This is a genomic window from Paenibacillus sp. NPDC093718, assembly GCF_050279985.1.
Lineage (GTDB): Bacteria > Bacillota > Bacilli > Paenibacillales > Paenibacillaceae > Paenibacillus_AQ.
Window position 1 is genome coordinate 265,707 of record NZ_JBNNUS010000001.1, and the last position, 14,417, is coordinate 280,123.

Consider the following 14,417-nt stretch of genomic DNA (forward strand, 5'->3'; position numbering starts at 1 on the left):
TCCGCCCCTACGACGAAATGCCTTCTTCTGTCGGTACGGGAACCTGCTGCAGCAGCCGTTCGATCACTTCCTCCGCCGCGGCCGCGCCGCCGCGGCTGTGGAGCGTCCCTCGAAGCTTCAGTCGATGCGCCCATGTCGGCACAGCCAATTCCTTTACATCATCAGGGGTAACAAACTCCCTACCCTTCAGGACGGCTTGTACCTGCACCGCCTTCAATAATGCTTGGCAGCCCCTTGGGCTTACGCCGGAGGCAACCGCTTCATCCCGTCTTGAATGCTCGGAAAGCGCAACGATATAGGATAACACCTCATCACTGACATGTACTTTGCTGACGATATGTCTGGCTTGTACGATCCGCTCAGACGTTGCAATCGCCATGAGAGACTCCAAGGGCTGATCATCTTTAAATCGCTTCAGAATATTTACACTTTCCTCTGAGGTAGGGTATCCCATATTCAGTTTGAACAGAAAGCGGTCCAGCTGTGCCTCAGGCAGCGGAAACGTTCCTTGCTGTTCCAGCGGATTCTGCGTCGCGATGACCAGAAACGGTTCTTTCAGCTGATGGGTTACTCCGTCAATGCTGATCTGGCGTTCCTCCATGCACTCCAATAAACTGGACTGCGTACGGGGTGTCGCCCGGTTGATTTCATCGGCTAGAAGGATATTCGTGAACAGAGGACCCGGACGGAATTCAAACGTCGCGGATTGTTGATTATAGAAGTAGATGCCGCTCAGATCCGACGGCAGCAAATCCGGCGTAAACTGTACTCTCTTAAACGTGCAATCAATCGACTTTGAGATGGATTTGGCCAGCAACGTCTTGCCTGTACCCGGAACATCCTCCAACAGAACATGACCTGAAGTGACCATGGCAATAAATAGTCTGTCAATCAGCTGCTCTTTACCTACCATAACTTTGGAAACGTTTGCCCGAATGTCGTCGGCAAGACGGCGAACACCATGATAATCTATAGTAATTGTAACCACCCCTTATGTAGTTTAACTTTACAACAAAGTTCGTCATGACATCCCATAATTCCTGTTATTCGGGACAAAATAAGACCAATTGCTGGATATTCGGCTCCCCCGTCCTTTCAAATAACGGCAAGAAGCTGTCCAAGGACAGCTTCCGAGAATGCACCCTATTGACGGATCACCCGATATTTAAAATCTGATTATTCTGCCGTCCTTTCTTCCTGGGAAGAAGTCGAATCCGTCCTGCTTTCTGGAATCAATAGTTTGGTCAGCTCCGCTTCAGCCTGCTCGCGACTATCGATCCGGATATCGATATAATGCCTAACCTCAGGCGGCCGGGCATAAAACGGCTCCAGCGACGCATTCCATCGCTTATAGTCCGGATGCCCGCGGAAGCCGATCAGGTGATCCTTAATGCCGCTCCAGCGGACGAGGAATATATATTCATCCCGGTTCTCCACGCACTTATTAAGCTCATGGCTTACATATCCCTTTTTCGATAACAGAACACCGGAAGTTTCCCGAAAGACACTTTCAAACTCGCTTGCCAGCCCCGGTTTGATATAAAGTATCGCTGATTCCAGTATCATATCGTATCCCCCTCTTCGATATCCATCCGATCAAAGGTAAAATGTAACGCTTGTATATGGCAGCGCCATCCTAGGAAAACAAGTAGGTGCAGTCAAGTATATGCTGATATAATGAGAAGCATGAATACACTTATAAGGATGAGACAAACATGGCATTCGGCATCTCGAGACAGGAATTGCAGCAATGGAAGCAGAAGGTCGCACAAGGAGACATCGCTTTCTTGACCCATTATTGGTACGACAAGCGGTTTCCGGAGTTCCGTACCGTTACCAAAGTAGGCTGCTCGAACATCCAGCGCCTGGAGGACTGGTGTGTATCCAACGGACTTAATCCGGAATATATCCATTACCGCCTGCCTTACCCGCATTTTGATCTGATCGGTCGCAAGCAAACCGAATTACTGCAAAAGTATAGCCTCGATGATCATATCACCCGATTCGGTCTGTAAACGCCGATCGGCGTATTTTTTCAGAAGACAACAAAACCCGCCTTGATCCACGGCCATATTCACTACTTGCCGTGTTGATCAGGCGGTTTTTTTATATTACTCCATCGACTGGATCGTACCGAGTTTTCGAATTGTTCTGTTCTCTTTCTATAACCTCATGTAACGGCTCCGCTAGTCATCTTCTTCAGTGTCTTGTTTATCCAGATCGCAGCCGTTGCGCCTTCCCCCATCGCCACGGTGGTTAATTCGGAATGGACGCCCAGGTCACCCGCGGCCCATAGTAACTCGACACTCGTCATTTTGGACCTTGGATCGGTCTTGACATGACGGTTGTGCTCCAGCTCTGCCCCCAGCTGCTCGGCCAATTCGGAATAGATCATATTCCCGCCAAAAGATATGAACCCCCGCTCCGCAGGCACGATGCTCCCATCCTCCAACACAACGGCCGATAGGATGCCGCCCTCCTCACGAATTTCCGACACCTTTTTCTCTATATACGGAATCCCGAGATCCGCCAATTGGGACATATGCTCGGAAGAAGCCGGCTCCCCCTCGTGATTGATGTAGATGATATCCTGGGTCCGCTCCGATAGCAGCACGGCCATACTGGCACCGGGATCGCCCGATCCCATCACGACGGTCTTGCGATCCTGAATTTCATAACCATCGCAATCAGGGCATACAAAGACGGATGTGCCCAGCGTGGACATCAGGCCTGGCAGCTTGGGAAAACGGTCCATCACGCCTGTTGCGAGCAGCAAGGTTTTGGCCCTGTAACGAACTCCGTCATTACCAGTTAACACAAAATACTCCGATTCATCTCGCTCCGCCTTCCGGATATCATCGGCTGCAAATGTAACGCCGACAGATTCCGCCTGCTGACGTCCCCGCCCCCTGAGCTCTTCACCAGAGACCCCATCCGGCCATCCGAGGATATTGCGGTAGCTCTTGCAGATGGTGGACCGCCCCGTTCCCCGGTCGATCACCAGGACATCGTAGGCAGAATACCGCCCCAGCTGTATAGCCGCCTGCAGACCTGCGATTCCGCCGCCAATGATAATGCAATCCTTCACTTCAGTATCCAACATGTAGGTTTATCCACTCATTTCTATATGAATTAATAGCTGGAACTCTTTGCATCAAGATCTGCTTCAAAAAGAGAGGTACACCCTAAATATTTAACCAATCTGCCGTGATTTACTCCTGATAAATCAAATAGACCCCGGCACAATGCGCCGAGGTCCAAATCAATGAATCACAGGAGAAGCTGTCCGGCTAATGCACCGGCGATCACAACAAGCCACGGAGGGCTCTTCCAGAACATCAGCATCCCGAACAGCCCCGCGCCGATCACAAATTCAAGCGGACTGTGGATGGAGGATGTCCATATGGGATGGTACAGAGCAGCCAGCAGAATCCCGACCACTGCCGCATTCATGCCTGTCAGCAAGCCTTGCAGCTTAGGGTTTCTGCGGATGCTGTTCCAGAAGGGCATGGCCCCTACAATAAGCAGAAATCCAGGCAAAAAGATAGCCAGTGTAGCAACGACGCCTCCAGGAATCCCCTGAATCAAGACCCCGAGGTAAGCGGCAAAAGTAAATAACGGACCGGGTACTGCCTGTGTTGCTCCGTAACCCGTCAGGAAATCCTCTTTAGACATCCATCCGTTCAGCACCGTCTCACTCTCCAGCAATGGGAGTACGACGTGTCCTCCGCCGAATACAAGCGATCCGGCTCGGTAGAAGCTGTCCACAAGGGCTACCCAACCGTTATCGGTCAGACCTTTAAGGAGCGGCAGACCCACTAATAACACAACAAACATGCCCAAGCAAAAGAGTCCGGCTCTCCGTCCGATCGGCATCTTGATCTCGGGTGCAGCCTCATCGTTCGCTTGACGCTTAAACAACCACAGTCCCGATATGCCGGCAAGAGCAATGACCGTCACTTGAGAAATGGGACTCTGCCACAGCAGAACGACGGCCATGGCTATTAACGCTATACCCGCCCTTACAGGACCTGAGGCCAGCTTTCCTGCCATACCCAGAACCGCTTGCGCCACGATGGCCACTGCAACAATTTTCAGCCCTTGAATCCAGCCTGCCGAGCCGGGATCGAAGGTTTGCATCAAATAGGCGAAGATCATAAGCATGAGCACGGACGGTAATGTGAAGCCAAGCCAGGCGACGATACCGCCCCATATCCCCGCTCGCATCATCCCAACACCAATACCCACCTGGCTGCTGGCGGGTCCGGGAAGGAATTGGGCCAGGGCCACCAGATCCGCATAGCTTTTTTCGTCCAACCATTGCTTGCGGCGCACATAAGTCTGGTGGAAGTATCCAAGATGTGCGATCGGTCCGCCAAACGATGTGAGCCCCAGCTGCAGAGCGGTCCACCAGGTTTCGCCGAGGGCACGCCACCTTCCAGAGGGCTGCCTATTGCCAACCTGAGTTTGAACTTGTTCTTTCTCTGTCTCCGGATTCAATATCCATCGCTCCCCATATGCTTGGTGTAATGTAATAGAACTCGTAAACCCGTTCACCCTTAAGAAAACAGATCATCTTTATCAAATTTTAGAGTATACCAAACTCTCATTAACAATCTACCCATTTATGTAAACGCTATGTAAAATCTATAGAATTTTTGAATGATATCGTGTGAAAGTCCGTACATGCATTAAAAAAAGAACGACCCAGCAGAACTTATGTCCATGGATCGCTCTTATGATCATATTCAATGTATGCGTCACTATAAAGTGACTTGTATAACTTTAAGCCTCCGGCTTCGTTTCGTTCGGCACGGAGAGATAACCTGGTTTCGCTGCGCCAAAACCGAAGATGAACAATACAACAACAATGGCGGATAATACCGCCAGAGGCACCTTCCATCCGCCTGTCGCATCATGCAGGAACCCGATGAGCAACGGACCTACTGCAGCCAATAAATAACCCAGCGACTGGGCCATGCCGGATAAAGCGGCAGCTTCTTGAGCTGATTTCGTACGAAGGGTAAAGAACATCAGGGATAAACTGAAATTGGCCCCGCCTGAAATACCTACCAGCATCACCCATAGCAGGTTTAATGAAGTCAGGCCAGAAAATAAGCCTGCGTATCCGGTCAGCATGGACAATGCAGAGATCGTTACCAGCATGCGCTGATTGGGATTCCGGCCAGCCAGAACAGGAATAATGAAGGAGAATGGCAGGCTGACAAATTGGAGAATCGAGAGCATCCATCCCGCAGCACTATAATCCATGCCTTGGCTTCTCAGAATCTCGGGCAGCCATGAGATGTTCACGTAGAACGTAAACGATTGAAGACCCATGAATAAAGTAATGTACCAAGCAAGCGGTGACCTCAGCACACTCTGATGTTTGGTCGCAGCCGAACTGACCTCAGCGGTTCTTCCGGAGCTCCGGCGCTGGATGATCCACACGATCAGAGCCAAGACGGATAACGAACCCCAGATTAATAGGGACCCTTGCCAACCAAGCCCAGCTTGAGTAGCCAGCGGAACGCTGATCCCGGATGCGATCGCGGCGAGCAGGTTCATCGAGGCAGAGTACGTCCCCGTCATCAATCCGATATGCCGCGGGAAATCCCGCTTGACCAGACTTGGAAGCAGCACGTTCCCAACGGCTATAGCCATTCCGAGAAATGCGGTACCGATTAACAGCGTATAAGGGGATGATATCGAGCGGATGCCGATGCCGAATGTCAGCACCACCATACTTAGTAAAAGAGTAGTCTCCAGCCCCCATTTTTTAGCCATGGCCGGTGCCATTGGCGACAATAAAGCAAAGGCTAATAGCGGCAGCGTAGTGAGCATACCCGCCAACGTGTTCGAGATTCCCGTATCGTCGCGGATGATCCCGATCAGTGGGCCGACCGAAGTAATCGCCGCTCTCAGGTTAATGGCAATCAGGATGATACCTGCAAACATCATCCATGTGCGCCCAGCGGAAGTTGTGTTTTGATCTATTGATGTTCTTGATGTCATGACATGAACTCCTTACTTTCAAGCGATATGTAAAAATAAACTTATCCGAGTTTATCACAAACCCGGATATTAGGCTATAGCCTCGGGAAGCTTCATGGCAGCTTTTAGGGCCAGTCTGGCGCCTATTCAGCGATGTACATTAACCTGTAGACGCACGTATAGAGCCCTACACAAGCGGGCTCCAAGCGTAAACGGATAATTTTTGGACATCACGAATGAATTCATTATATCGTTCCTGTATTTCCTCGGATGCGTACTGACGGAACTGCTCGAAGATTCCCATGCACCGCAGCATCCCGTTATCACTTTTGATTCTGATCGAATACTCGAGGCTGTCCAGGATGTAGGATAACCCCCGATCATACTGTTTAGCATTCAAATAGTATATTCCTAGTTCGGCGAGGAGGCGGGTGTATCGGTTTATTGTGACCTGATCGCTAACCTTTCCAAGTTGATTTTGCTGAGATCTATAATGAATATGCTCTTCAAAGCGTTCCAAAATAGGATCTACACGTAGATGATGACGATTGGCTGCAATCATAATATTACATATTGCCAAAAAAATCTCATCTTTTCTTGATTCAACATAATCTACATACTGATTCAGAGCACCTGGCTGCCCACTCATTAAACCATACATATATCGATTAGCCTCAGCCCATTCACTGAACTGCTCCAAAATCAGTGATTCCTCTTGGCTCGGATTTATTACCCAATCTGGTTTATCATACAATGATACATAGTTGAAAGCATGATCGTAATCTCCTCGTTCTTGATACACAAATGCCTGAATTAGGTACGAATATAGTAAATAAAAAAGAAGTGGTCTCTTTGGAAATTCAAGCGATTTAAACGTATCTCTATTTTGCTGATAATGAATTCTGGCTTGATGTTCCATTCTTTTGGCTAGAGCTTCGATTTTATCCATACGCTGCAAAGATATATTCAAATTAATAAGCTTAACTAACGCATCCAATTGATAGATTTCATCTAACCTATCAATATAAGGCTCAAAGTATACAGCTGCTTGTAAATTTTCCTCTTGGTTCTCACCTAAGCTGATTAAGAATAGTCGATACTGGCACAGAGCTAAACGCTCTGAATATTGAAATTTTTCGCACTCCGCAACGCACTCGTATAACAAAGCGGCCGCTTTATACTTTTCTTCGTTGAACATATCTTCCGCCATCTCGAAAAGCATTGGTGCATAATTGATATTTTCCATCGTCAGTCGTGCAGCTCTATGCAAACAATCCAATTTATCCAATTCCGCACATCGCTCAAGAAAAGGACCAAGCCGCCGCCAATCCGGAGTGGTATGAAAAATGCTTTCCGTTATATAAAGTTCATAGAAGTACCCCTCTTCCAGACCCATCCCTTCGGTTATCCGATCTAACTGGTGCATGGACATGGGACGATTACCATTCAGAATATTACTAAGCGTCCCGCTGTTAATGCCCGATAACCTGGCAAATTGGTTGAGCGTCATATGATGATTCTGCAAATATCTAACTATTTCTCCGCGAATCGTGGCTGTCGTCTCCATATAACAACACCCCCAGATGGAAAACCAAATATTAGTATAGTAAATAATTAATTACATGCTATTATTTTACATTCATTAGGTCAATAGTGGACGCATTGAATATTGTTTGATGAGCAAATGCATTCAAATTATTTATATGAAAAAGGTGGACCAGATTAATCACTGGAACCACCTTTTTCATATAAATATTATAGTTGTAAATTATGTTTCTTGTCCTCCCCCATGATCGCTAAAAAGCCTAACCTGTGTATGTATAGGTGTTCTTGTGTCAGCATTATTTGTTGTATCCGAAGTATTAAATATCCAAATAAAGCTACAAATAACCAACAGATAAGCCAATTTTCTTTTCATTTATTTTATGCACCTCACTGACTAAATTTTTGTATTGTTGCTGTTTTTCGTATGATGAAAGGTGGCGAAACTCCTCAAATAAACCCATACATCTCAACATACCTTTAACACTATTGATTCTAATCGAATACGTTAAACTTTCCAATAAATAATCTATTCCTCTGTCAAATTGTTTACTTTTAAAATTGTATATAGCTAATTCAGTTTGCAAACGTGTAAAGCGATCCAGCGTCACTTGATTGCTTATTTTTCCAAGATGACTCTTTTGGTCTTTAAAAGCCAGATAATCCTGAAAACGGTCAAGAATATGATCGATATCTAGATTATATCGGTTAGCAGCAATCATAATATTACATAGTGCTAGAAAAATCTCATTTTCTCTCGTGGCTACATATTCAACATAATCAATCATTACTTCGTCCTGTCCAGCCATAAGTTGATACGAGTAACGGTTTGCCTCAGCCCATTCCTTAAACTGAGTCATAATCTTTCTTTCTTGAGGATCAGGTTCCTTTATCCAATCGGGATCTGAATACAAGGATATATAATATAAACCTTTTTCATAATCTTCTTGTTCACGAGAAACATTGGCTTGAATTAGATATGCATATAAAATATAAAAAATAATTGGCTGCTTTGGATACTCTTGATTTTTGAAGTCGTTTTTCAGTTGCTTATACTGAGCTATTCCTTTATTCTCTAATCTCTTAGCCAAATATTCCATTTTATCCCATCTGTGTAGAGACAAGTTTACGTTGATTAATTTTACAAGCGCATCCAACTGATACATCTCATCCAACCGATCCACGTATGGCTCAAAATAGACAGCAGCCTGCAAATTTGCATCCTGATCATCGCCTAGCCCAAGCATAAACAACCTATACTGACAAAGGGCCAACCGCTCCGAATGCTGAAATCGTTCACTCTCCGCCACGCTTTTATACAGCAGTACAGCCGCCTCATGTTTTCCCTCTTTGAAAAAAAGCTCTGCCGTTTCAAAGAGCAAGGGGGAATAAGAGATATTATCCATCGTCATCCGGACAGCCTTGTCCAGACAATCCAGCTTCCCAAGCTCCGCGCATCGGTGAAGAAACGGGCCCAGCCGACGCCAATCCGGCGTAGCATGAAATATGCATTCATCTATATACAGCTCGTAAAAATAACCCTCTTTCAGACCCATACCTAACGTAATCCGGTCCAACTGCTGCATGGAAATCGGGCGATTCCCATTCAGAATGTTGCTGAGTGTGCCGCTATTGACCCCCGATATCTCAGCAAACCGATTAATTGTCATCTCGTGCTTATGTAGAAACTCTTCCATTTGTTCGCGAATCGTGGCTGTCCTTTCCAATCTAACACCACCCTCTTAGATCGAACCCAAATATTAGTATATTTCTCTATACAGCAATCATACTTGATTAATATTCCAGTGGTCAATACTTATTTACGTCATTTTTTTACAAAAAATAACCAATACAATTTAGAAATGCCAAATTCAGCACTTTTCTTTACTATTTATATATCGTCATATTGATCACTACGATGAGAAAAAGCGCTCCGAAATTTTCGGAAGCGCTTTGAAAGTTGGACTTCACCATAACAGCCCCTGACTTCAACCATGCCTGGGCCGGTTACCTACTATTTACTCTCCTAGCTCCTTCTTGCCTGAATTAAGGTGAACCAATTCGTATCCCCATTAAATATACCATGTACTCTGTATACAGGCTGATAGAAGTTCTTCGTGTCATATATAAACGTAAGCTCAATCCCTGTTATATCAAGTCGGTCACCTTTTTTAATCACGAGTTGATCAGCTTTAATACTGCATTTCTTTTGATTTGAGGAAATTCACCATTCTTTATACGCTCATATACCTCTGCAGGAGACAGTATATCTACTTCTTTAATCAATTGATTCTCCTGGAGCCCATTATCTATTGAATAGATATTGCCATCTTGTTTAAGACCGAGTAACAGTTCGCCAGTCCAATAACTTTCATTTAACCCCGCTTTATCCGGGAGGGACCATTGAAATTCTCCGTCCTCCAATGCTGTTAATTCAGCCTCTTGAGGGAGTAGGCCAAGATCGGCCATCATGGTTTTGGCTTTCTGTGACATCAGTTTTTGGTCATTGAATGAAGTTCGCTCTGGTGTAAAATTGTTCTCGGTTAACGACCAGTTCCCCTCTTGGGATTGATAGAATGTATATGGTGTTCCTGATTTGTCTTCCATTAGAACCTCACGATCGCCGCCCCAATCCTTAACCATCAACTCAGATAATCCTAAGCCCTGCTGCAGCAGGGCTTCTACACCATCCCGCTGAGTGATTTTCTTGTATACGGGGGCGACTGCAGGTGCCGAGCTTAGCTGAAGGGATGTTGTCACTTGAACATCTGTCATGTTCCATTTGGTATATGAGTTTATGGCCAGATTGCCGAACTCCTGTTGGGAATACACAATATTCATACCTACAAAAAACAAACCCATGATTAGAGGTATCGCCAGGCTTCTTTTCATTTTTACTCTTTTGTTATCCACAATGGAAGCAGTAAGTCTGTATAACTGATATCCAAAAATACCACCAAGCGTGTTGTTCATGATATCAGCAAGCTCAAACAGCCCTGCACCTGACAGCGTCTGGTAAGTTTCAATAAAGAGTGTAGAACCTACAACGACTAGAAGCAGCCACTTAAATGCTTTACATTTTCGGCTGATAAAGGGCAGCAATACCCCCATCGGGATAAACATGATGATATTAAATAACCCGTTCTGAAGATCACGTAAGGAATATTTATTCCATGCTTCGATATAATCGCTGAATGGATGGAGATTCATCTGCAAGAAATGGGAACGGCCGCGGCCGAGCATGGTTAGCTCGAGCACAAAAACAACATATCCGATGAACAAAGCGCCAAGAAAAAGCTTTTTCATATGAATCCGTGGCTTTCCCTCTGATTGTTGTTTTCTATAATAAAGGTAATAATATAGCCCGATTAGAACGAATTCGATCCCGATAATTAATATGACCGGCAGCATTAAAAAACGTAGATTAATGTAGATTTCATCGATCCCCAAGACGAGATCCCCCTTATGACTTTATTCTAATGATGGTTAACACTGTCTTTCCTTGCAGCTTCAAGTCAGAGTCGGTCACTTTTATATACTCTCCTGCTTTAACGCGTCGATAATGTTATCCTTTTTTACTTTCGCGCTGGAATATAGCATGGCAGAACCGACAATGACAAATACGGCGGCAATGACAGATAGAATACTCATCCAGGGGAGGACGAATCCGTAGCTAAATTTGTTCGTAAATCCCATATACATCAAATACATCACGACGAAGCTGATAGGAAGCCCAAACAGCAGCGATTTGGCCCCATAGAAAACACTTTCGTAGTTCATCATTTTCGCAAAGCCTTTTGGTGTCATTCCAACGGATTTCAGCATCGCAAATTCCCGCTTTCGAAGGGAGATGCTCGTTGAGATCGTATTAAAAATATTCGCAATCGAAATCACGGAAATTAATACGATAAAGCCATAAGAAAAGACCGACATCAATAGTATCATCTGTTCTTCTTGTTTTCTTGACTGGTACAAATTGTACACATGCAGATTAGGCTCTTCCATTTCTTCGATTTCCTGCTGCGTTTTCAGCGGGTCCGCACTTTTCAGATAAAGATAGGTTTGAACGAACTCCCTGCTCTTATCGTCTGCCAGTTGATTCATGACTCGTTTTGAGACAACGATATTTAACCCGCCTGTTCCGACTAGGTTCATCCCCATCGGAGATCGATCTGTCAACGCCGCAATGTACATTTTAGCTACATCCGTCACTTCTTCCGTTTCCTCATGGATCGTGGCCAAATCGAGACTTTGGCCGACATTTGCATGAATAGCCTTCGTTTGGATGAATTTTCCTGTATTCATATCTTTATAATCGATGGTATCGATCACGATGGCGGCGGGATGATCCGGGTCCGTCAATAGCTTGTAATCTGCGCCGACTGCTTTGGCATAGGCTTTGAGGTTCGAATCATTTAATGCATTGATTTTAATATCGTAAGGATATTTTCCGTCCTTCAGCATACTCTTATCCTGCTTGACCGCCTCCTTCAATTCATCGGCGATGGACGCTTCTTCGATCCAAGCGTTCCTATACAACTCATGAATCACGCTGTATTCCGACACATCCGAAAGGGATGCAATGGATTGAACGAGCCGATCGTCTATTCTTTTTTCATTGCCGTAGGATAGCTCAATATCATAATTGACGCCTTCCAGCGACATTGCCAAGGATTGTTTCAGATTGCCGGTAAAAAATGATACCGATAAAAACAGAACAATGCTGATCACGAGCGAAAATACGGTGGCATGGTACCTCCGCTTGTTCCTTTTTAAGTTTTTCAATCCGATCTCCGCTTCGATTCCGAACAGTTTTCGAATCCATTTTGACGTTTCTACGGTTTTACCCGTAAGCTTCACATCGGCTGTTTGACGAATCGCATCCATGGCGGAAATCCGGGATGCTTTGACGGCCGGGAGATACGTCGAAATAAAAATCGTCAACATCGAAACAGCGCAGGTAATCAAAAGCGATAACGGCGTGACGATTACCGTTAGCTTTTCAGTAATTCCTAAAGCTCCTTGAATTGTAGCGTTAATAAAATGAAAAGTAATGCCGATCCCGGCAAGACCGCATAGGATTCCAACGGGAATGCTGATTAAGCCAATAATGACACCCTCAAAAAACACCGAATTTCTCTTCTGCCTTTTCGTAGCCCCCACGCTTGCAAGCATCCCTAAATGGCGGGAACGTTCCGATACGGAAATCGCAAAAGCATTATAGATCAGCGAAACCGAGCCGATCATAATGACCGCCATCAGGATCACCGATAAGGAGAACATCGTGCTGTACGAGGCCTCGCTTTTGGAGACGCCATAATAATGAAGCAAATCATGATGATATTGGACTGTTTCGATATGGTTGTTCTCTGCCAAGTTTTCTGCATGAGCGAACAAGGACTGATTGACTTTTTGCAAGACGACCGCCCCATGGACCCGATCGTTTGCCCCCATAAGGTTTTCATCGACATAGCTAATGGTCGTATATCCCGGGGCCCACGCCGGTTCCCATACAGGATGCTTGATGAAGCCTACCACCGTGTAATCCCTTGTCGTTATATTTTGCAGCGTTTCGTTTTTTTCGTTATCTACGATACGCAGCGATTCGGTTTGACCCAGCGGTTGATCGTTCCCCACTTCGAATCGTTCGCCGACGCGAAGGTTGAGACGATCTCCGAGTTCGTATTTCACCTTGGCATTCGTCGCAACGGCTTCAGAAATAACAACTTCCTTGTCTGTTTGCGGTAGACGCCCCTCGCTCAATTCAATCGGAAATTGCGCTAAACCCTGTGCATCGTACGCCTTGATGAACAAATACGGCTTATTTGGACTTTGTCCCCCTTCTAATGGGGCATAGCCAAGATCCTTGGTGATTGCAAGGGTCTTGGTTGCGTCATCGTTTTTTATCGCTGCAAGCTGTTCCTTGTTTACATCTTGGTATAGGACATGCCATTCCCCTTCATCCGCGATGGTTTGCCTTTTCATTAAATCCAAGTAAGAAAAACCAAGCGTTGCAACAGCCGTCACCATGGCAACTGACAACATGACACCTATGATGGTTACAAGCGTTCGTCTCTTGTTTTGCCGCAAATGTCTGACGGTGAGTTTATTGACAATATTCAAGGGCGAATCACCTCGTCTTTGGCAATCCTTCCGTCTTCAATCGAAATGATCCTGTCAGCTTGCAAAGCGATTCGTTCGTCATGTGTGATCACGATCAATGTCTGGTAATAGGTTTTATTCAACATTTGTAATAAGTCGATGATCTCGCTGCTATTCTTGCTGTCCAAATTCCCGGTCGGCTCGTCCGCCAGCATAATGGCAGGATTACTAATGAGGGCTCTGCCGATCGACACCCTTTGCTGCTGTCCGCCTGATAATTGATTGGGCAGATGGTGTAAACGATGCTGCAGATCCAAAGTTTTCACGAGACCGTCCAACTGCTTCTTGTCTACCTTTTGGTCATCAAGCAGGAGTGGGAGCGTAATATTCTCTTCCACCGTCAGGACGGGAATCAGATTGAAAAACTGGTAGATCAGGCCGATTTGTCTGCGCCTGAAGATGGCCAGCTGCGTTTCGTCCAAGTTATACATATCCGTATCCTCTACGAGGACTTTGCCGCTCGTCGGCCGATCCACACCGCCCAGCATATGCAGAAGCGTCGATTTCCCCGATCCGGACGGGCCGATGATCGCAACAAATTCACCTTTTCGGACCGAAAAGGAAACATTGTCAAGCGCCTTTACCGCCGATTCGCCTTTACCGTATATTTTAGACAGATGATCTATTTTTAAAATTTCCAATGTAAACCCTCCATCTCTTTGCTGATGGATATCATTTTACCTGTCCAAAATGACTTTCAAGTGACTGCGAAGATGACT

Annotated in this window: 11 protein-coding genes; 1 reads left to right on the top strand and 10 read right to left on the bottom strand. The window is 45.7% G+C overall.

What is annotated here, in order from left to right:
• Positions 1-7: 7 nt before the first annotated feature.
• Both ACQKPA_RS01305 and ACQKPA_RS01310 read right to left on the bottom strand, forming a co-directional pair.
• Positions 8-988 (bottom strand): AAA family ATPase, encoded by a 981-nt coding sequence (locus ACQKPA_RS01305; RefSeq protein ID WP_427488753.1) that lies wholly within the window; start codon positions 986-988, stop codon positions 8-10.
• Positions 989-1,176: 188 nt separating this feature from the next.
• Positions 1,177-1,566 carry an antibiotic biosynthesis monooxygenase family protein gene (locus ACQKPA_RS01310; RefSeq protein ID WP_427488755.1) on the bottom strand — a complete coding sequence of 130 codons (390 nt, stop codon included), beginning with the start codon at positions 1,564-1,566 and terminating at the stop codon, positions 1,177-1,179.
• Positions 1,567-1,715: 149 nt separating this feature from the next.
• Here ACQKPA_RS01310 and ACQKPA_RS01315 point away from each other — a divergent pair, with 149 nt between their 5' ends.
• Positions 1,716-2,015 (top strand): hypothetical protein, encoded by a 300-nt coding sequence (locus ACQKPA_RS01315; protein ID WP_427488757.1) that lies wholly within the window; start codon positions 1,716-1,718, stop codon positions 2,013-2,015.
• A gap of 155 nt (positions 2,016-2,170) precedes the next feature.
• On the opposite strand, the gene ACQKPA_RS01320 is transcribed toward ACQKPA_RS01315, so the two are convergent.
• From ACQKPA_RS01320 to ACQKPA_RS01355, 8 genes are all read right to left on the bottom strand, one after another.
• Positions 2,171-3,103 carry an NAD(P)/FAD-dependent oxidoreductase gene (locus ACQKPA_RS01320; protein WP_427488759.1) on the bottom strand — a complete coding sequence of 311 codons (933 nt, stop codon included), beginning with the start codon at positions 3,101-3,103 and terminating at the stop codon, positions 2,171-2,173.
• Positions 3,104-3,270: 167 nt separating this feature from the next.
• Positions 3,271-4,500 (bottom strand): chromate transporter, encoded by a 1,230-nt coding sequence (locus ACQKPA_RS01325; protein WP_427488761.1) that lies wholly within the window; start codon positions 4,498-4,500, stop codon positions 3,271-3,273.
• A gap of 285 nt (positions 4,501-4,785) precedes the next feature.
• Complete coding sequence (locus tag ACQKPA_RS01330; protein ID WP_194543464.1) at positions 4,786-6,015, bottom strand: CynX/NimT family MFS transporter; 1,230 nt, start codon at positions 6,013-6,015, stop codon at positions 4,786-4,788.
• A gap of 166 nt (positions 6,016-6,181) precedes the next feature.
• The gene (locus ACQKPA_RS01335) at positions 6,182-7,561 is read right to left on the bottom strand and encodes a helix-turn-helix domain-containing protein (protein ID WP_427488764.1); all 1,380 of its coding nucleotides are present in this window, start codon (positions 7,559-7,561) and stop codon (positions 6,182-6,184) included.
• Between the two features lie 313 nt (positions 7,562-7,874).
• Positions 7,875-9,263, bottom strand: coding sequence for a helix-turn-helix transcriptional regulator (locus ACQKPA_RS01340; RefSeq protein WP_427488766.1), 1,389 nt, complete (start codon positions 9,261-9,263; stop codon positions 7,875-7,877).
• 448 nt (positions 9,264-9,711) lie between these two features.
• The gene (locus ACQKPA_RS01345; protein WP_427488768.1) at positions 9,712-10,986 is read right to left on the bottom strand and encodes a VanZ family protein; all 1,275 of its coding nucleotides are present in this window, start codon (positions 10,984-10,986) and stop codon (positions 9,712-9,714) included.
• 81 nt (positions 10,987-11,067) lie between these two features.
• Positions 11,068-13,659, bottom strand: a complete 2,592-nt coding sequence (locus ACQKPA_RS01350) for an ABC transporter permease (protein ID WP_427488770.1) — start codon at positions 13,657-13,659, stop codon at positions 11,068-11,070.
• Positions 13,656-14,339: an ABC transporter ATP-binding protein gene (locus tag ACQKPA_RS01355; protein WP_427488772.1), complete on the bottom strand. Its 684-nt coding sequence runs from the start codon at positions 14,337-14,339 to the stop codon at positions 13,656-13,658. The genes ACQKPA_RS01350 and ACQKPA_RS01355 overlap by 4 nt, the downstream gene beginning before the upstream one ends.
• Between the last annotated feature and the right edge of the window lie 78 nt (positions 14,340-14,417).

Bases quoted from the DNA above. Each gene is read 5' to 3' on its own strand.
- ACQKPA_RS01335 (WP_427488764.1), bottom strand. From the start codon at position 7,561: ATGGAGACGACAGCCACGATTCGCGGAGAAATAGTTAGATATTTGCAG.
- ACQKPA_RS01330 (WP_194543464.1), bottom strand. From the start codon at position 6,015: ATGACATCAAGAACATCAATAGATCAAAACACAACTTCCGCTGGGCGC.
- ACQKPA_RS01310 (WP_427488755.1), bottom strand. From the start codon at position 1,566: ATGATACTGGAATCAGCGATACTTTATATCAAACCGGGGCTGGCAAGC.
- ACQKPA_RS01320 (WP_427488759.1), bottom strand. From the start codon at position 3,103: ATGTTGGATACTGAAGTGAAGGATTGCATTATCATTGGCGGCGGAATC.
- ACQKPA_RS01315 (WP_427488757.1), top strand. From the start codon at position 1,716: ATGGCATTCGGCATCTCGAGACAGGAATTGCAGCAATGGAAGCAGAAG.